The sequence below is a fragment of the Mycobacterium sp. 852014-52144_SCH5372336 genome (genome assembly GCF_001665615.1).
In the GTDB taxonomy this organism is placed as follows: Bacteria; Actinomycetota; Actinomycetes; order Mycobacteriales; family Mycobacteriaceae; genus Mycobacterium; species Mycobacterium neumannii_A.
Genome location: NZ_LZSW01000018.1, coordinates 235345 through 253526, shown reverse-complemented (window position 1 = coordinate 253526; position 18182 = coordinate 235345). Strand labels below are relative to the sequence as shown.

Here is an 18182-nt window from a genome sequence, read left to right as displayed (position 1 = left end):
GCGCGCCGACCACACGAACCCTCCGAAGCGGCTCGCTACCGTTGGGCCCTGCTCCGCGTAGGGGCGTGCGGGTCGAGTGGCTATCCTGTGCCGCATGGCTGCTGACATCGTGGCGATCCGGCTCGGCTTGACCAAGGGCGACCTCTACACGTTGTGGGCTCCACGCTGGCGTGATGGCGGCGACGAGTGGGAGGCGTTCCTCGGCAAGGACGAAGATCTGTACGGGTTCGAGTCGGTCGCCGACCTGGTCGCGTTCGTCAGGACCGATAAGGACAACGACCTGGTCGATCACCCCGCATGGACCAAGATCACCGAGTCCAACGCCCACCGCCTGGACCCCGCCGAGGTGCACCAGTACGACGTCATCGGCGTGCCGGAGATCGTCGCGGAGAAGGTCAGCGAGGACGCGGTTCGGCAGCTGCACCGCACACTGGTGATCGTCTCGTCGCTCGGCTCGGTGTGCGAACTTCCGGTCGTCACAAGGTTTTTCAACGGCAACCCGGTGCTGGGCACGCTCGGCGGCGGGATCGAGGCCTTCTCCGGCCGCAGCGGACGTAAGCGGTGGGGCGAGATCGAGGCGGTCATCGCCCGGGCCTGGGACAACGTCGTCGACGCGCTCGACGAGGTGATCACACTCCCCGACGTCGACGCCGCCGCCTCGCAGAAGGCCGAAGCCGAGCTGGCCGAGCCGGCGCCGGAACCCGAAGAGGACGAGCTGGTCGAAGAGGTTTCCGAGGCCGAATCCCCCGAAGAGGCCGAGGAAGAGGAGTCCGACGCCCTGAGCTCCCAGGCGCAGAGCCAGGTGCTGGGCAGCGACGAGGACTTCTGGCTCAAGGTCGGCATCGACCCGGTCCGGTTGATGACGAGCGCGGGAACCTACTACACGCTGCGCTGCTACCTCGACGATCAGCCGGTCTTCCTCGGCCGCAACGGGCGTATCAGCGTGTTCGGTTCCGAGCGAGCACTGGCGCGCTACCTGGCCGACGAACACGACCACGACCTGTCGGGTCTTGCCACCTACGACGACATCCGCACGGCCGCCACCGACGGCTCGCTTCAGGTCGAGATCACCGACGACAACGTCTACGTGTTGACGGGCATCGTCGACGATCTCGCGGACGGGCCCGACGCGTTGGATCGCGACCAATTGGAGCTCGCCGTCGAACTGCTCCGCGATGTCGGCGACTACTCGGAAGACACGACCGTCGACCAGACCCTCGATGCGGACCAGCCGCTCGGAAGGCTGATCGCGCACGTCCTGGAACCCGACACCGTCCGCGCACCGAGCCCGCCGTACGCCAAGGCCGTCGAACAGTGGGAGGCGTTGGAGGCGTTCGTCGAGTCGCGGCTTCGTCCCGAATAGACACTCGTCAACCGCGAGCGACCGCGAAATGTCACGCGGACGCGGCGTGTCCGTGTGCAAACACGGCCGCTCGCGGGGGTGCTGGTCAGCCGATCAGGACGGCGTAGCGCGGCTTGATGACGTCGTCGATGATCGACAGGCGCTCGTCGAACGAGACGAACGCCGACTTCATCGCGTTGATGGTGAACCGCTGCAGATCGCTCCAGCCGTAGCCGAAGGTCTCGACCAGGCGCAGCATCTCCTGGCTCATCGTCGTATCGCTCATCAGCCGGTTGTCGGTGTTGACGGTGACGCGGAAGCGCAGCCGGGCCAACAGGTCGAACGGATGCTCAGCGATGCTGGCCACCGCACCGGTCTGCACGTTGGACGAGGGACACATCTCGAACGGGATCCGCTTGTCGCGCAGCAGTGCCGCGAGCCGGCCCAGTTGCGCGGTGCCATCGGGTGCGACGGTGATGTCATCGACGATGCGCACACCGTGGCCGAGGCGGTCGGCGCCGCAGTAGGCGATCGCCTCGTGGATCGACGGCAGACCGAAGGCCTCCCCCGCGTGAATCGTGAAGCGCGCGTTGTTGCCTCGCATGTACTCGAAGGCGTCGAGATGCCGTGTCGGCGGATGGCCGGCTTCTGCGCCCGCGATGTCGAAACCGACAACGCCCTTGTCGCGGAACCGAACCGCCAATTCGGCGATCTCGAGTGAACGCGCCGCGTGCCGCATCGCGGTCACCAGGCAGCGCACGGTGATCGTCCGCCCTTCGGCGCTGGCCGCCTTCTCACCGTCGGCGAACCCGGCCATCACCGCGTCGACGACGGCGTCCAGCGACAGCCCACCGTCGATGTGCAGTTCGGGCGCGAAGCGAACCTCGGCGTAGACCACGTTGTCGGCGGCGAGATCCTCGACGCACTCGTAGGCCACCCGGTGCAGCGCCTCGGGTGTCTGCATGACGCCGACGGTGTGAGCGAACGGCTCCAGATAGCGCACCAGCGATCCGCTGTGTGCGGCGGTGCGGAAGAACGTCGCCAGCTCGTCGACATCGGTGGCCGGAAGGTCGTCGTAACCCGTCGCCTCGGCCAGCTCGAGGACGGTCGCGGGCCGCAACCCGCCGTCCAGGTGGTCGTGCAGCAGCGCCTTGGGCGCTTGTCTGATCGAGTCCAGCGAAAGCGTCGTCATGTCGGTCTCCGGTTCAGTCTCCGCTCGTGATTCGGTCGATGATCAGCGGACGCGCCGGCGGTGCGGCGTCGCCGACGGCCCAGCCGCCGTCCAGTTCGGCGATCGCCCCCTCGAAACGGTCGGGGGTCTCGGTGTACAGCGTGAACAGCGGCTCTCCGGCGCTCACCGGTTCGCCCACCCGCCGGTGGATGTACATCCCCGCGCCCGGCTGGACCCGCTCACCAGGAGCGGAGCGGCCCGCTCCGAGCCGCCACACCGCCAGACCCACCGCCATCGCGTCGATGCTCTCCATCCTGCCATCGCGCGGCGCCGTGATGGTTTCGGCGTGAGGACCGACGGGCAGGTCCTGGCCCAGATCACCGCCCTGCGCGGCGACGAGATCGCGGAACCGGTCCATCGCCGAGCCGTCCGCAAGGGTCTGGGCCGGGTCCACACCGTCGAGGTCCGCGGCATCGAGCATCTCGGAGGCCAGGGTGACCGTGAGCTCGACCACGTCGGGCGGACCGCCACCGGCGAGCACCTCCAGCGATTCGGCCACCTCCACGGCATTGCCGACGGCGCGGCCCAGCGGTGTGGACATGTCGGTCAGCACCGCCCGGGTGGTCAGGCCGTGCGCGGTGCCCAGTTCGACCATCGTGCGGGCCAGCTCCCGCGACTCCTCGTCCGTCTTCAGGAATGCACCCGAACCGACCTTGGTGTCGAGCACCAATGCGTTGGCGCCCTCCGCGATCTTCTTGCTCATCACCGAACTCGCGATCAGCGGCAGCGACTCCGTGGTCGCCGTGATGTCGCGCAGCGCATAGATCTTGCGGTCGGCGGGTGCCAGTTCACCGGCAGCGAAGATCGCAGCGCCCAAGTCGCAAAGCTGTTGGCGGATCTGGTGTTTGGAGATCTCAGCGGTGAACCCGGCGATGGACTCCAGCTTGTCGAGCGTGCCGCCGGTATGGCCGAGGCCTCGTCCGGCGGCCTGGGGCACCGCGCCGCCGCAGGCCATCACAACGGGCACCAGCGGGATGGTGGTCTTGTCCCCGACACCACCGGTGGAGTGCTTGTCCACCAACGCCAGAGGCTTTCCACCGCGACGGAGATCGCTGAAGTCCATTTGCTCGCCGGAGGCGACCATCGCCGCCGTCCAACGGGCGATCTCGGCTGCCGTCATACCGCGCAGATAAATCGCCATCAGCAACGCCGACATCTGCTCGTCGGCCACCCGGCCATGGGTGTAGGCGTCGATCACCCAGTCGATCGCCGCATCGGAGAGCACGCCGCCGTCGCGCTTGGTCCGGATCACCGTCGGTGCGTCAAATGTGAACTGCGTCACGGAGTTTCCCCATCCCGCGGCCCCTCCCGACGGGCCAGGTCCTGCGGGCCGAACGCGTCGGGAAGCAGCTCGGCCAGCGGCCGCGGTCCACCCAGATGGTCGATCAGCATCTCCGGCCCGCCGTGCTCGAGCAGCACCTGACGACACCGGCCGCACGGCATGAGCAGCTCCCCCGCCGCGTCGACGCACGACAGCGCGATCAGTCGCCCGCCGCCGCCCGAATGCAGGTCGCAGACCACCGCGCACTCCGCACAGAGACCAAGACCATATGAGACATTTTCCACATTGCAACCAGTCGCCACCCGCCCGTCGTCGACCAGGGCGGCCGCGCCGACCGCGAACCCCGAATATGGCGCGTAAGCTGCCCGGGACACTTCAGTTGCCCTGTGACGCAACGTATTCCAATTGATCTCCGACATCGCCCCACCCTCGCCCGACCGGTTCTGAATGCATTCCGATGTCCCCTCCCCGAAGCCGGGAATCGGAATAGGCAACCCTAACTTCGGCGTTTTTCAAGACATCGACGGCTAAACCGTAGTTCGTTTAGCAGTACAACTGGGTTTAGAGTCGCCCCGAGGTTTGGGTGAAGTGCACGAACCGGAACCGACCGCCAGGAAGGAACCTGCCGCCCGGTGCAGCTCCGAAGCCCAATCGTCCACCGAAGGCGTTGGAGGCCAGATGAGTACTGCGACACCTGAGAGCCAAGCGGCTCCACGATCGCAACCGTCGCGCAGACGAACCCTCTACCGCGGCGATCCCGGGATGTGGTCCTGGGTGCTGCACCGCATCACCGGTGCGACGATCTTCTTCTTCCTGTTCGTGCACGTGCTCGACACGGCGCTGGTGCGGGTCAGCCCGCAGGCCTATAACGAGGTCATCGAGACCTACAAGACTCCGCTGATCGGGCTGATGGAGATCGGGCTGGTCGTCGCGGTGCTCTACCACGCCCTCAACGGCATCCGAGTGATCCTCATCGACTTCTGGCAGCATGGCGCGCGCTATCAGCGGGTGATGCTGTGGATCGTGGTCGGTGTCTTCCTGGCGATCTTCATCCCGTCCCTCGGCATCATCGGCATGCACATGGCGGAGCGGTTCCTGTGAGCGCGCCAGCCGGCGGGCCCGCGGGAGCCTGGACGCCGCACCACCGCGAGGGCCGCATCGCCCCGGTGATGCAAAAGGAGCACGACAGGCCGGCCGGCCTGGACCACCCACGGGCACCTCGGCGTCCGCGCGGCATCCCCTACTTCGAGAAATACGCTTGGCTGTTCATGCGGTTCTCGGGTGTCGCGCTGGTCTTTCTGGCGCTCGGCCACCTGTTCGTGATGCTGATGTGGGAGGACGGGGTCTACCGCATCGACTTCAACTACGTCGCCGAACGCTGGGCGTCACCGTTCTGGCAGATCTGGGACATGGCGCTGCTGTGGCTGGCCCAGCTGCACGGAGCCAACGGCCTGCGCACGATCATCGGTGACTACGCGCGCAAGAACACCACGAAATTCTGGCTGAACTCGCTGTTGCTGCTGGCGACCGGATTCACCCTGGTGCTGGGCAGTTACGTGCTGGTGACCTTCGACGCGAACATCTCATGAGGGTGAGCTTCACATGATTCAGGAACATCGCTACGACGTCGTCATCGTCGGTGCGGGCGGGGCCGGTATGCGCGCAGCGGTGGAGGCGGGTCCGCGAGCCCGCACCGCGGTGCTGACCAAGCTGTACCCGACGCGCAGCCACACCGGCGCGGCCCAGGGCGGGATGTGCGCGGCGCTGGCCAACGTCGAAGAGGACAACTGGGAGTGGCACACTTTCGACACCGTCAAGGGCGGCGACTATCTCGCCGATCAGGACGCCGTCGAGATCATGTGCAAGGAAGCCATCGACGCGGTGCTGGACCTCGAGAAGATGGGGATGCCGTTTAACCGCACCCCCGAGGGCCGCATCGACCAGCGCCGCTTCGGCGGGCACACCCGCGATCACGGCAAGGCTCCGGTGCGCCGGGCCTGTTATGCCGCCGACCGCACCGGCCACATGATCCTGCAGACGCTGTATCAAAACTGCGTCAAGCACGACGTCGAGTTCTTCAACGAGTTCTACGCGCTGGACATCTCGATCACCGAGACGCAGTCCGGCCCCGTGGCCACCGGCGTCATCGCCTATGAGCTGGCCACCGGCGACATCCATGTCTTCCACGCCAAGGCCATCGTGTTCGCCACGGGCGGGTCGGGGCGGATGTACAAGACGACCTCCAATGCGCACACGTTGACCGGGGACGGCCTCGGCATCATCTTCCGCAAGGGACTTCCCTTGGAGGACATGGAGTTTCACCAGTTCCATCCGACCGGCCTGGCCGGCCTCGGCATCCTGATCTCCGAGGCGGTGCGCGGTGAGGGCGGCCGGTTGCTCAACGGTGACGGCGAGCGCTTCATGGAGCGCTACGCGCCGACGATCGTCGACCTGGCACCGCGCGACATCGTCGCCAGGTCGATGGTGCTCGAGGTGCTCGAGGGCCGCGGCGCGGGGCCGAACAAGGACTACGTCTACATCGACGTACGCCACCTCGGCGAGGACGTGCTCGAAGCCAAGCTGCCCGACATCACCGAGTTCGCCCGCACGTACCTGGGCGTCGACCCGGTCAAGGAGCTGGTACCGGTCTACCCGACGTGCCACTACGTGATGGGCGGCATCCCGACCAACGTCAACGGCCAGGTGCTGCGCGACAACACGACGATCATCCCCGGCCTCTACGCCGCGGGTGAATGCGCGTGCGTGTCCGTCCACGGCGCCAACCGCCTGGGCACCAACTCGCTGCTGGACATCAACGTGTTCGGCCGTCGCGCCGGCATCGCCGCGGCCAATTACGCACTGGGACACGACCACGTCCCGCTTCCGCAGAATCCGGCGGGCATGGTGGTCGACTGGGTCGGCGACATCCTCTCCGAGCACGGCAACGAGCGCGTCGCCGACATCCGCGGCGCCCTGCAGCAGTCGATGGACAACAACGCCGCGGTGTTCCGCACCGAGGAGACGCTGAAGCAGGCGCTGACCGACATCCACGCACTCAAGGAGCGGTACTCGCGAATCACGGTGCACGACAAGGGCAAGCGCTACAACAGCGATCTGCTCGAGGCGATCGAGCTCGGCTTCCTGCTCGAGCTCGCCGAGGTCACCGTGGTCGGGGCGCTGAACCGCAAGGAGTCGCGCGGCGGCCATGCCCGCGAGGACTACCCCAACCGCGACGACACCAACTACATGCGCCACACCATGGCCTACAAGGAGGGCACCGACCTTCTGTCCGACATCCGGCTGGACTACAAGCCCGTGGTCCAGACCCGCTATGAGCCGATGGAACGGAAGTACTGACCATGACGATCGCGCCTGACGTGAAAGGCCCGGCCACCGCCGAACCCGAACTGCCACCCGTGCCCGAGGGTTCGGTGATGGTGACGCTGAAGATCGCGCGGTTCAATCCGGAAGAGCCCGACGCCTACGCCGATTCGGGGGGCTGGCAGAGTTTCCGGGTTCCGTGCCTGCCCACCGACCGGCTGCTCAACCTGCTGCACTACGTGAAGTGGTATCTGGACGGCACGTTGACGTTCCGGCGGTCGTGCGCGCACGGAGTGTGCGGTTCGGATGCGATGCGGATCAACGGGGTCAACCGGCTGGCGTGCAAGGTGCTGATGCGCGACATGCTGCCGAAGAATCCGAAGAAGCAGTTGACCATCACGATCGAGCCGATCCGCGGCCTGCCCGTGGAGAAGGACCTGATCGTGGACATGGAGCCGTTCTTCGACGCCTACCGCGCGATCAAACCGTACCTGGTCACCAGCGGCAATCCCCCTACGCGCGAACGTATTCAGAGCCAGACCGACCGGGCCCGCTACGACGACACCACCAAGTGCATCCTGTGCGCGTGCTGCACGACGAGCTGCCCGATCTACTGGAGCGAAGGGTCCTACTTCGGCCCCGCCGCGATCGTCAACGCGCACCGCTTCATCTTCGACAGCCGCGACGAGGCCGCCGCCGAGCGGCTCGACATCCTCAACGAGGTCGACGGGGTGTGGCGCTGCCGAACGACGTTCAACTGCACGGAATCCTGCCCGCGCGGCATCCAGGTCACCCAGGCCATCCAGGAGGTCAAACGCGCGCTGATGTTCGCGCGCTAGTAGACCTGTCACATACCGGCGGGCTGTCTCGTCTAACGGGTATGACCGAAAACGCACAGAAAACCCGCATCGAACCTCTGCCCCCGCAGCGCGCGACGCTGCTGACCAAGCTCCTGTACCGGGTGGCCAAGCGCCGCTTCGGCGAGGTGCCCGAGCCCTTCGCCGTGGCCGCGCACCATCCGCGGCTCATGATCGCCAACGTCGTGCACGAAGGCATGCTGCAGTCCGGGTCGAAGAAGCTGCCCACCAGCGTCCGCGAGCTCGCGGTGTTCTGGGCCGCGCGGACGGTCGGATGCTCGTGGTGTGTGGACTTCGGTGCGATGCTGCAACGCCTCGACGGCCTCGACGTCGACCGTCTCAAGCACATCGACGAATACGCGACGTCGCCCCTGTTCTCCGACGACGAGCGCGCCGCGATCGCCTACGCCGACGCGATGACCGGTGATCCGCACACCATCACCGACGAACATGTCGACGACCTTCGCCGACGGTTCGGCGACGACGGTGTCATCGAGCTGACGTATCAGATCGGTGTGGAGAATATGCGCGCACGGATGTACTCGGCGCTGGGCATCACCGAGCAGGGCTTCGGTTCGGGCGATGCGTGCCGGGTCCCGTGGATTACCGACGAGCGCTTGCGCGAGGAGACGACGGCTACCGACGAGTCTTCAGCGGCGAGCCGGTGAACTTGTCCGGGTTGGCGATATCCCATATCGCGCAGACCTTGCCGTCGCACACGGTCATCGCGGTGACCCGCGGCATCATCTCCGCATAGCCGTCGTGGGCGGGTGCCCCGGGAGTCCAGCTGCCGAACTGACCGTTGATCAAAGCGGGCACACCCGTCTCGAGCCAGCCCGGTCCATAGCGGCGGGCCAGCCCGAACAGGAACCGGGCCACCTTCTCCGGGCCGTGGATGACCCGCGGCGCGGTCGGCGCGCGGCGATTCGAGTCGCCGGTGAAGGCGACATCGGGATGTAGCAGTGCCACAACGGCTTCCATGTCACCCGCAGCGAGGGCTGCCATCAGCGCTCCGGCGACCTCGTTGTGGGTGTCGTCGGATACCGGCGGTGGCGCGTCGGCGACGGCACGCCGTGCCCGGGAAGCCAGCTGGCGCGCCGCCGCCGCACTGACACCGAGCACGTCGGCGACCTCCCCGAACGGCACCGAGAAGCCGTCGTGCAGCACGAACGCCACCCGCTGATCGGGGTTGAGCCGTTCGAGCACCACCATCGCCGCGAACCGGGCGTCTTCACCGGCGACCACCGCCGCCAACGGGTCGTCACCGTCCAGCGGGGTGACCACCGGCTCCGGAAGCCATTGGCCGACATAGGTTTCACGCCGATGCGCCGCCGAACGAAGCCGGTCCAGGCCCAACCGGCTGACCACCGTCGTGAGCCAGGCCCGCAGGTCCTTGATCGACTCGTGGTGGGCGGCGCTCCAGCGCAACCAGGCGTCCTGGACGATGTCCTCGGCGTCGGCCATCGTGCCCGTGAGCCGGTAGGCGACGGAGAGCAGGTGCGGCCGCAGCTCCTCGAACTCGTCGACCCGCGCGCTGGCGGTCATTCAGCCAGCCTAGTCCGCGCCAATACTTCCAGCGTGGCGCGCCCGCGGCGCCGCACTCCACTTGCTAGGTTCGGCTGTCGACATACCCGGACTTATGGAGGGGGACGCGGTTGATTCAGGTTCGGGCAGCGCTGCGGCTGGCGGCGGGACTGATTGCGGTACCGGGGATCCCGATGGCCGCGGCCGCCATGGTCGACGACGACGCATGGCAGCCGGGCTCCGAGACGGCGCAGGTGGCCAGCGAGGACGGCAACCAGGTCGTCGTGGTGGGCCCGTCCGGCTGGGACGCCCGAGAGTTCGGCAACGGGATCGGCTACCGCTCAGGGGACGAGCTCGTCATCGTGCAGGTCTTCGACCGGGGTGGCCGCGACGTGGATGCTGTCGCGCGCCGGCTCATGCGGGCCGACCGCGTCACCGGTTCCAGCGCCGCGATGACAGGCGAGACCATCACCACCGCCGACGGCACCCTGACCGGTGAGGCGTGTGAACTTGTGGCCGGCGACCGATTGGGCGAATGCGCGTTTCTTGCCGACGACGAGGTGATCGTGTGGGTTCAGACCCTGGGCACCGCCGACCAGCCCGCGCCGCCACTGGACGTCGTCGTGGCACCGATCAGAAGGGACCAGCCGTGACCGGCGATACCGTGCAAGCACCGCGTCCTGTGGTGTACCGCCCTGAGTCCGCGGTGTTCTGGGTGTTCGTCGTGGCCCTGATCGTCGGCACGCTTCTCTTGCTCGACGACTCCTGGTCCGTCATCCGCGCCACCCTCGACGCCCACCTCGACCTGGCGTGGCTGTGGCTGCTGTTCATCGTCTTCATGGTGTGGTTGATTTTCCGGTTCGACCCGTTCCGCAGCGGTCGGCGTTATCCGCAGGCACTTGTGGCGGGTTTCGCGCTGGGCGGCACCACGGCGGTGGCGATGGCGATGATCGGCAACGATGCGCTCGGCCAACTGTGGAGTCTGGTGCTCCCCCCGGAGACAGTCACCGACTGGCAGGCCTCGCTCACCGCGCCGATCATCGAAGAGGCGTCCAAGGCGTTGTGCGCAGCGGTGGTGCTGGTGCTGTGCGGGCATGTGCTGCAGAGGATTTCGCACGCACTAATGCTCGGAATGTTCGTCGGCTTCGGTTTCGACCTGATGGAGGACCTGTCGTACGCCGCGAACAGCGCACTGCAGGACCTCGACTCGGATGTGGTCGGCGCGGGCGGCAATCTCCTCGTGCGGTTCTTCACCGCCGTGCCGGCGCACTGGACCTACACGGCGCTGACGTCGGTCGGCGTGCTGATGTTGCTCCCGACGTTCCGCGGCGGGTCGCACTGGTCGACCGGTCGGCGGCTGGCCACCGCATGCGGACTGCTGCTGAGCGGCCCGCTGCTGCACTTCATCTGGAACGCACCCGGTCCGGTGGCGGCGATGCCGCTCAAGATACTCGGCGGCCTGGTGTTCTTCCTGATCGTCGCGGCCCTGTTACTGCGTGACGAGCGGCGCTGGGTGATCGCCCGCATCGCGGCGGGCCGCGCCAGCGGCGAGCTCTCCGGCATCCGCGACGACGTTCTGGACTCGCTGCCGACGCGTCGCCGGCGCCGCGCCCTGAAGAAGGCGGCGAAAAAGGCCGGTGGCCGCGCAGCCGCCAAGGCGGTCAAGGCCCAACAGCGTGCGGCGCTCGACCGGATACAAGGGTCTTGGACCGCCGAGTCGGCGTTCGCGGAGCCGGTGGTTCAGCGCGGTTAGCGCTTCGTGAACACCGTGCGGTGCCAGTCCTTTTCGGCCACTCCGGTGATGTCGCTCATCACGTGCTTGACCGTGAGGTACTCCTCGAGCGAGTAGTCGCTCATGTCCTTGCCGAACCCTGACGCGCCCACACCGCCATGCGGCATCTCGCTGATGATCGGGATGTGGTCGTTGATCCACACGCAACCGGCCTTGATCTCGCGCGAGGCCCGCTGCGCGCGGTACACGTCACGCGTCCACGCCGATGCCGCCAGCCCGTAGTCGGTGTCGTTGGCCTGCCGCAGCGCGTCGTCGTCATCGGTGAACGCGCGCACCGTAAGCACCGGCCCGAAGATCTCGTCGCGATACACCTCCGAGCGCTCGTCGACGTCGGCGATCACGGTCGGTAGATAGAACGAACCCGGTCGGTCCGGGGCCCTCCCGCCGCAGACGATCCGCCCGCCCTGACCGGGGGCGCGCTCGACCATGCCTGCCACCTTGGCGCGGTGCGCCATCGAGATCAGCGGTCCGAGATCGGTGTCCGGGTCCTGCGGGTCGCCGACGACGACCTTGGAGAACAATTCGCCGACGCCCGCGACGAAATCCTCGTAGAGCTCGCGCGCGACGATCGCGCGGGTGGCCGCCGTGCAGTCCTGACCGGTGTTGATCAATGCACCGGCGGCCGCGCCCTGGATCGCCGCATCCAGGTCGGCGTCGTCGAACACCACGAACGGCGCCTTGCCACCGAGTTCGAGCTGCACGCGGTGGCCGTGCACCGCCGCCGCGGCCATCACCTTGCGCCCCACCGGCGTCGAACCGGTGAACGTCACCACGTCGACGTCGCGGTGCCCGGCCAGCGCGGTGCCGACGTCGGCGCCGAGCCCGGTGACCACGTTGAAGACGCCATCGGGCAGACCCGCCTCCTTGGCGAGGCGCGCCAGCGTCAACGTGGTCAACGGCGTCAGCTCACACGGTTTGATCACCACCGGACAGCCGGCGGCCAACGCGGGCAACACCTTCCACACCGCCATCTGCAGCGGATAGTTCCACGGCGTGATCGTCGCGACGACGCCGACGGCCTCACTGCGGATGCTCGACGTGTGGTCGCCGGAGTACTCGGCGCTCGCCTTGCCTTCCAGATGTCGCGCGGCGCCGGCGAAGAAGTCGATGTTGTCGACGCTGCCGGGCACGTCGAACTCGGCGGCCAGTCGCACCGGCTTGCCGGTGTGGCTGACCTCCTCGGCGACCAGCGCGTCGGCACTCGCGCCCGCCAACTGCGCCAGCGTGAACAGCACCGCCGAACGCTCCGCCGGCGTGGCCCCCGACCACTCGGCCAGCGCGCCTCGAGCAGACGCCACCGCGGTGTCCACGTCATCGGGTGTGGCCACCGCGTACTCGGCCACAGCCTCACCGGTTGCGGGGTTGACGACCTGGAAGGCAGCCCCATCGGTGGCCACCGCGGCGCCGTCGATCCAGCTGCCCGCCACACTGGTGGAAACGGATGTCGCAGTCATGGCCACACGCTAACGGACCCAACCGCGACGAGCCACGCAATCCCTACGCTTTCCCACAGCGGAACGCGCCTCGAACGAGTGAATTCATGGCTGTGGTTGCCCCTGACGACGGATTCCGTGCACAATCACTGGCATGCCTACCCCGGGTGCTACGCACGGTCTCGGCCCCGTTTCGTTCCGACTCAACCAGTCCCGTCCCGGTGCTGCGTTCCAGCTCGACGATCTGAGCAAGCAGATCATCGAGAAGCTGCAGCAGGACGGACGACGCTCGTATGCGGGCATCGGCAAGTCGGTCGGGCTGTCGGAGGCCGCCGTCCGGCAGCGGGTGCAACGCATGGTCGACGCCGGCGTCATGCAGATCGTCGCCGTCACCGATCCGATGCAGCTGGGCTTCGCCCGCCAAGCGATGATCGGCATCCGCTGTACCGGCGACACCACCAAGATCGCCGAGAAGCTGGCCGCCATCGAATCCGTCGACTACGTGGTGCTCACCGCCGGATCCTTCGACGCCATCGTCGAGGTGGTCTGCGAGGACGACGACGACCTGCTCGACCTTCTCAACACCCAGATCCGTGGCCTGCCGGGAGTGATATCCACCGAAACTCTCGTGTACTTGAAACTTGTTAAGCAGCAATATAATTGGGGCACCAGATGACTACGACCGATATCGCGCAGGATGTTTCGGCCGAGCTCGGCGCGAAAGCCAACCGTCACCTGTGGGGTCACTTCGCCCGGCACGGCGCCGGTATCACCCCGCCGATCATCACACGCGGTGAGGGCGTCACGATCTGGGACAACAACGGCAAGAGCTACATCGACGGGCTGTCGGGGCTTTTCGTCGTACAGGTCGGTCACGGCCGCCAGGAACTGGCCGAGGCCGCTGCCAAACAGGCCCAGCAGCTGGCGTTCTTTCCGTTGTGGTCCTACGCCACGCCGACCGCGATCGAACTCGCCGAACGGGTCGCCAATTATGCGCCCGGCGACCTGAACCGGGTGTTCTTCACCACCGGCGGCGGGGAAGCCGTCGAGTCGGCGTGGAAACTGGCCAAGAACTACTTCAAGCTGACGGGCAAACCCGGTAAGCACAAGGTGGTTTCGCGGTCCATCGCCTACCACGGCACACCGCAGGGGGCGTTGGCCATCACCGGATTACCAGTGTTCAAAGCACCGTTCGAGCCGCTGACGCCCGGCGGCTTCCGGGTGCCCAACACCAACTTCTACCGCGCCCCCGCGCCGTATCAGGACGACGAGAAGGCGTTCGGGCAGTACTGCGCCGACCGCATCGCCGAAGCCATCGAATTCGAGGGGCCCGACACCGTCGCGGCCGTCTTCCTCGAACCGGTGCAGAACGCGGGCGGCTGCTTCCCGCCTCCGCCAGGCTATTTCGAGCGGGTCCGGGAGATCTGCGACGAGTACGACGTGCTGCTGGTGTCCGACGAGGTCATCTGCGCATACGGCCGGATCGGGTCGATGTTCGCCTGTGACGACTTCGGTTACGTGCCAGACATCATCACCTGCGCAAAGGGTTTGACGTCCGGCTACTCACCGATCGGCGCGATGATCGCCAGCGACCGGCTGTTCGAGCCGTTCAACGACGGCAAGACCACGTTCGCGCACGGCTACACGTTCGGCGGGCATCCGGTGTCGTCGGCCGTGGCGCTGGCCAACCTCGACATCTTCGAGCGCGAGGGCCTCAACGACCACGTCAAGGAGAACGCGCCGAGATTCCGGGCCACCCTCGAGCAGTTGTACGACCTGCCGATCGTCGGTGACGTTCGCGGTGAGGGTTACTTCTACGGCATCGAACTCGTGAAGGACAAGGCCACCAAGGAGACCTTCAACGACGAGGAGTCCGAGCGGCTGCTTCGCGGCTTCTTGACCCCGGCGCTGTTCGAGGCAGGCCTGTACTGCCGCGCCGACGACCGCGGCGATCCGGTCGTGCAGTTGGCCCCGCCACTGATCAGCGGTCAGAAGGAGTTCGACGCGATCTACCAGATCATGCGCGATGTGCTCGCCGAGGCCGGCCGCCGCATCTGAGTTTGCGCGAAATTGCATTCCAGCAGCGAAAGTACGAGTAACTGCCTGCTGGAATGCCATTTCGGCGAGACTGGCGGCGTGTCCACCAAGCCGAAGCCGAAGAAGCCGCCGATCGATCCCGTCCGCTGGCAGCCTCCGCCCGTCGATCCCCTTCCAGATCTGCCGTCGGCGGACCTGACCGTCGTCCCGCTCCCGGGCAACGCGCCCGAGGACGTGGTCGTCGACGCCGACGGCGCCATCTGGGCGGGCGTCGACGACGGCCGCATCGTGCGCATCACCCCCGGCGGTGGGGACCCGGTCGTCGTCGCCACCACCGAGGGCCGGCCGCTGGGCATGCACGTCGCCCACGACGGCCGCATCCTGGTTTGCACCAGTCCCGGCGGCCTGCTGTCGCTCGACCCGGCCAGCGACACGGTGGAGACATTGGTGGCCGAGGTCGATGACCGGCGATTGATGTTCTGCTCCAATGTCACCCAATCACCGGACGGCACAATCTATTTCACCGAGTCGACGAGCGCGTTCGACTACGCCCATTTCAAGGGTGCGGTGATGGAGGCGCGCCCGCGCGGCAGCCTGTTTCGGCGCGACGCCGACGGCACCGTGCTCACCGCGGTTGCCGGGCTGTATTTCGCCAACGGTGTGACCCCCACCGCCGACGGGTCGGCGTTGGTGTTCGCCGAGACGATGGGGCGCGGGTTGTCGAAGTACTGGCTCACCGGCGAGCGCGCCGGGTCGGTGACGCCGCTTCGCGCAAACCTGCCCGGCCATCCCGACAACCTGTCCACCGGCACCGACGGCCGCATCTGGTGCGCGATGGTCTCACCGCTCAACGCCGCCGCCGAATGGCTCGCGCCGCGCTGGCCGGCGTTGCGCAAGCTGTTGTGGAAGCTGCCCGACAAGCTGCAGCCGCAGATCAAGCCCGAGGTGTGGGCGGTGGCGTTCGATCCGGACACCGGTGACGTCGTCGCGGGTATCCGCTGCGAGCATCCGCGGTTCGGCATGGTGACCGGTCTGGTCGAGTCCGAGGGCCGGCTGTGGATGGGCAGCATCGGCTTCCCCGCGGTCGCGCACGTCGACCTGGCGGCGCTGTCCCTTTGACCGGGTAAGTCACAAATGAAACTCAAGTAACACCAGTCACAGCGCGCCTACCCGCGATCGGCCCGTTCGCGGCTTAATGTGCGGTCACGATGGCGAAGTTTCGAATTCCGCTGCAACGCGCCGCCGTACTGGCCACGGCCTTGTTCGTGGCCGCGGGACCGGCCGTGGCAAGCGCGCAGCCGCCGGCTGCCCCCGAGGCGAGCGCATGCCCGTACCGCGAGGTGACACCACCCGCGGTCGACGCGTCCGAGGTCCCCAAACCCGGTCAGGCACCACCCGCACCGCTGCCGGTGCCCGCCACGCCGATGGGCGGCGAGAAGCTCTCCGGCTGCGGCGTCATCACCGCGCCGGGCACGCCACCACTACCGAACGACATCTCCGCCGAGGCATGGGTGGTGGCCGACCTCGACTCGGGCGACGTCATCGCGGCCAAGGATCCGCACGGCAGGCACCGGCCCGCCAGCATCGTCAAAGTGTTGACCGCCATGCAGGCGATCAAGGAACTGCCGCTCCACAAGGTCGTGCCCGGCACCGCCGAGGATGCCGCCCAGGAGGGCACCAAGGTCGGCGTCGGCGAGGGCGGCCACTACTCGATCAACGACCTGCTGCACGGGCTGCTGATGTATTCGGGCAACGACGCCGCGTTCGCACTGGCTCGCCAGATGGGCGGCTGGGACGCCGCGCTGCACAAGCTCAACGACCTGGCCCGCAAGCTGGGTGGCCTCGACACCCGGGTCGCCACGCCGTCCGGGCTCGACGGTCCCGGCATGAGCACCTCGGCCTACGACATGGCGCTGTTCTACCGGTACGCCTGGCGCAACCCGGTTTTCAGCGACATCGTGTTGACCCGCGCATTCGACTTCCCCGGCCGCGGCGATGTCGGTTACCCGATCGAGAACGACAACAAGCTGTTGCTCAACTACCCCGGCGCGATGGGCGGTAAGACCGGCTACACCGACGACGCCGGGCAGACGTTCGTCGGCGCCGCCGACCGCGACGGCCGTCGGCTCGTCGCGGTGCTCCTCAAGGGCACCCGCCAGCCGATCGCACCGTGGGAGCAAGCCGCGCATCTGCTCGACTACGGCTTCGCCACGGCGCCGGGCACCAGCGTCGGCACACTGATCGAGCCCGACCCGTCATTGCTGGGAACCAACCCGGACGGCGACGGCGCCAACCCCGCGGTCAACGCGGCCCCGATGATGTCGGACATCGACGCGATGCCGGTGCGGGTCGGTGTCGGGGTGGTCGGCAGCGTGATCGTGTTCTCGTTGATCATGGGCGCACGGTCGATGAACCGGCGGCCGCAGCACTAGCACCAGCGGCGCAACAACAGTTCGGCATCGGCGCAGAGCCGTTCGATCATCTCCGCCGCGGAGGACGATTCTGCGACCATGCCGACGCCCTGCCCGGCGTTGACGGGCGCCACCCGGTAGTCCTCGGCAGCCGCGGCGGCGGCGAGCTCGGCGCGGGCGTCGGCATCGATGAGCTCCTCGCGACCGTCGAAGCGGTCGGCGAATTCGTTTCGGAGCACCCGCTCGGGAAGCGTTGCCGGCCATGGGTACTCGAGCGCTATGTCGAAGACGCGGGTCGTCACCGTATCGTCGCCGGATGCGCGCAACAGCTGCCGGCGCGCACCATCGGACGTCGTCGCTTCGGTGCAGGTCGTGAACGCGGTCCCCAGCCAGGCGCCCGAGGCTCCGGCGGCCAGCACCGCGGCCAGGCCGCGGCCCGAGCCGATACCACCGGCGGCGAGTACGGGCACCGGCACCGCGTCGAGCACCTCGGCGAGCAGCGGCAAGGTCCCGATGCGCGCCTCGCCGTGCCCGCCGCCCTCAGCCCCGCGCGCGACGATCACGTCGACACCGGCGTCGACCGCCCGCCGCGCGCCGGTCACATCGGCCACTTGTGCGGCGACCGGTACGCCGGCGTCGTGAGCCTGCCCCACCCAGGACCAGTCGTCACCGAAGCTGACGGCCAGCAATGCCGGCTTCGCGGCGAGCGCGACCTCCAACAGTTCGGGCTCGGCCGCCGTCACCCAGTGCACGAGCCCGATCCCGAAGGGACGCTCGAGCCCCGATACGTGCGCGAGTTCGGCCGCCAACTTCGCGGCGGTGGCCGAACTTCCCATGCCGATCATGCCGAGGCAGCCCGCCCGCGACACCGCTGCGGCCAGGACGCCGCCCGCGGTGCCGCCCATCGGCGCGTTGACGATCGGCGCCTCGAGGCCCATCCGGCGGGACCAGG

Annotated in this window: 17 protein-coding genes and 1 pseudogene; 12 read left to right on the top strand and 6 right to left on the bottom strand. The window is 67.6% G+C overall.

Annotated elements, in window-relative coordinates; genetic code table 11:
* Positions 1-94: 94 nt before the first annotated feature.
* The gene (locus A5759_RS03660) at positions 95-1363 is read left to right on the top strand and encodes a primosomal protein (RefSeq protein WP_068193844.1); all 1269 of its coding nucleotides are present in this window, start codon (positions 95-97) and stop codon (positions 1361-1363) included.
* A gap of 85 nt (positions 1364-1448) precedes the next feature.
* Here the strand turns inward: A5759_RS03660 and A5759_RS03655 are convergent, their stop codons facing one another.
* The 3 genes from A5759_RS03655 to A5759_RS03645 are packed head-to-tail and all read right to left on the bottom strand — an operon-like array spanning position 1449 to position 4274.
* Positions 1449-2534: an adenosine deaminase gene (locus A5759_RS03655; protein ID WP_064394225.1), complete on the bottom strand. Its 1086-nt coding sequence runs from the start codon at positions 2532-2534 to the stop codon at positions 1449-1451.
* 13 nt (positions 2535-2547) lie between these two features.
* Positions 2548-3855, bottom strand: a complete 1308-nt coding sequence (locus A5759_RS03650) for a thymidine phosphorylase (RefSeq protein WP_068193840.1) — start codon at positions 3853-3855, stop codon at positions 2548-2550.
* The gene (locus A5759_RS03645; RefSeq protein ID WP_068193837.1) at positions 3852-4274 is read right to left on the bottom strand and encodes a cytidine deaminase; all 423 of its coding nucleotides are present in this window, start codon (positions 4272-4274) and stop codon (positions 3852-3854) included. The genes A5759_RS03650 and A5759_RS03645 overlap by 4 nt, the downstream gene beginning before the upstream one ends.
* A gap of 259 nt (positions 4275-4533) precedes the next feature.
* Between A5759_RS03645 and sdhC the strand changes: the two genes are divergently transcribed.
* The 5 genes and pseudogenes from sdhC to A5759_RS03620 all read left to right on the top strand — a co-directional run.
* Positions 4534-4956, top strand: a complete 423-nt coding sequence (gene sdhC, locus A5759_RS03640; protein WP_082961950.1) for a succinate dehydrogenase, cytochrome b556 subunit — start codon at positions 4534-4536, stop codon at positions 4954-4956.
* A 68-nt stretch (positions 4957-5024) separates the two neighbouring features.
* On the top strand, positions 5025-5444 hold the full coding sequence (locus A5759_RS03635) for a succinate dehydrogenase hydrophobic membrane anchor subunit (RefSeq protein ID WP_064394320.1): 420 nt from the start codon (positions 5025-5027) through the stop codon (positions 5442-5444).
* Between the two features lie 13 nt (positions 5445-5457).
* A complete protein-coding gene (sdhA, locus tag A5759_RS03630) occupies positions 5458-7212 on the top strand; it encodes a succinate dehydrogenase flavoprotein subunit (protein WP_068193834.1) in 1755 nt (584 codons plus the stop codon).
* 2 nt (positions 7213-7214) lie between these two features.
* Entirely contained in the window at positions 7215-8015 is an 801-nt protein-coding gene (locus A5759_RS03625) for a succinate dehydrogenase iron-sulfur subunit (RefSeq protein WP_064425250.1), read from the top strand.
* Between the two features lie 8 nt (positions 8016-8023).
* Positions 8024-8701: pseudogene (locus A5759_RS03620) on the top strand (carboxymuconolactone decarboxylase family protein); the annotation flags it as partial.
* On the opposite strand, the gene A5759_RS03615 reads toward A5759_RS03620, so the two are convergent.
* Positions 8670-9578, bottom strand: coding sequence for a sigma-70 family RNA polymerase sigma factor (locus A5759_RS03615; RefSeq protein ID WP_068193828.1), 909 nt, complete (start codon positions 9576-9578; stop codon positions 8670-8672). The pseudogene A5759_RS03620 and the gene A5759_RS03615 overlap by 32 nt on opposite strands.
* 110 nt (positions 9579-9688) lie before the next feature.
* Between A5759_RS03615 and A5759_RS25820 the strand changes: the two genes are divergently transcribed.
* The gene (locus A5759_RS25820; protein ID WP_068193826.1) at positions 9689-10210 is read left to right on the top strand and encodes a hypothetical protein; all 522 of its coding nucleotides are present in this window, start codon (positions 9689-9691) and stop codon (positions 10208-10210) included.
* Positions 10207-11310, top strand: coding sequence for a PrsW family intramembrane metalloprotease (locus A5759_RS03605; RefSeq protein ID WP_068193823.1), 1104 nt, complete (start codon positions 10207-10209; stop codon positions 11308-11310). Before A5759_RS25820 ends, A5759_RS03605 begins: the two co-directional genes overlap by 4 nt.
* Here the strand turns inward: A5759_RS03605 and A5759_RS03600 are convergent.
* Positions 11307-12803: a gamma-aminobutyraldehyde dehydrogenase gene (locus A5759_RS03600; RefSeq protein ID WP_068193820.1), complete on the bottom strand. Its 1497-nt coding sequence runs from the start codon at positions 12801-12803 to the stop codon at positions 11307-11309. The two genes, A5759_RS03605 and A5759_RS03600, sit on opposite strands and share 4 nt — an antisense overlap.
* A 133-nt stretch (positions 12804-12936) precedes the next feature.
* On the opposite strand from A5759_RS03600, the gene A5759_RS03595 reads away from it, so the two are divergent.
* The 4 genes from A5759_RS03595 to A5759_RS03580 all read left to right on the top strand — a co-directional run bounded on the left by A5759_RS03595 (position 12937) and on the right by A5759_RS03580 (position 17251).
* Positions 12937-13458, top strand: a complete 522-nt coding sequence (locus tag A5759_RS03595; RefSeq protein WP_068193817.1) for an Lrp/AsnC family transcriptional regulator — start codon at positions 12937-12939, stop codon at positions 13456-13458.
* Positions 13455-14840 (top strand): aspartate aminotransferase family protein, encoded by a 1386-nt coding sequence (locus A5759_RS03590; protein WP_068193814.1) that lies wholly within the window; start codon positions 13455-13457, stop codon positions 14838-14840. Before A5759_RS03595 ends, A5759_RS03590 begins: the two co-directional genes overlap by 4 nt.
* 78 nt (positions 14841-14918) lie before the next feature.
* Entirely contained in the window at positions 14919-15938 is a 1020-nt protein-coding gene (locus tag A5759_RS03585) for an SMP-30/gluconolactonase/LRE family protein (RefSeq protein ID WP_068193810.1), read from the top strand.
* 89 nt (positions 15939-16027) lie between these two features.
* Positions 16028-17251 (top strand): D-alanyl-D-alanine carboxypeptidase family protein, encoded by a 1224-nt coding sequence (locus A5759_RS03580; protein WP_068193806.1) that lies wholly within the window; start codon positions 16028-16030, stop codon positions 17249-17251.
* Here A5759_RS03580 and A5759_RS03575 read toward each other — a convergent pair.
* On the bottom strand, positions 17248-18168 hold the full coding sequence (locus A5759_RS03575; RefSeq protein WP_197505942.1) for a nitronate monooxygenase family protein: 921 nt from the start codon (positions 18166-18168) through the stop codon (positions 17248-17250). The genes A5759_RS03580 and A5759_RS03575 overlap by 4 nt on opposite strands.
* Positions 18169-18182 lie beyond the last annotated feature (14 nt).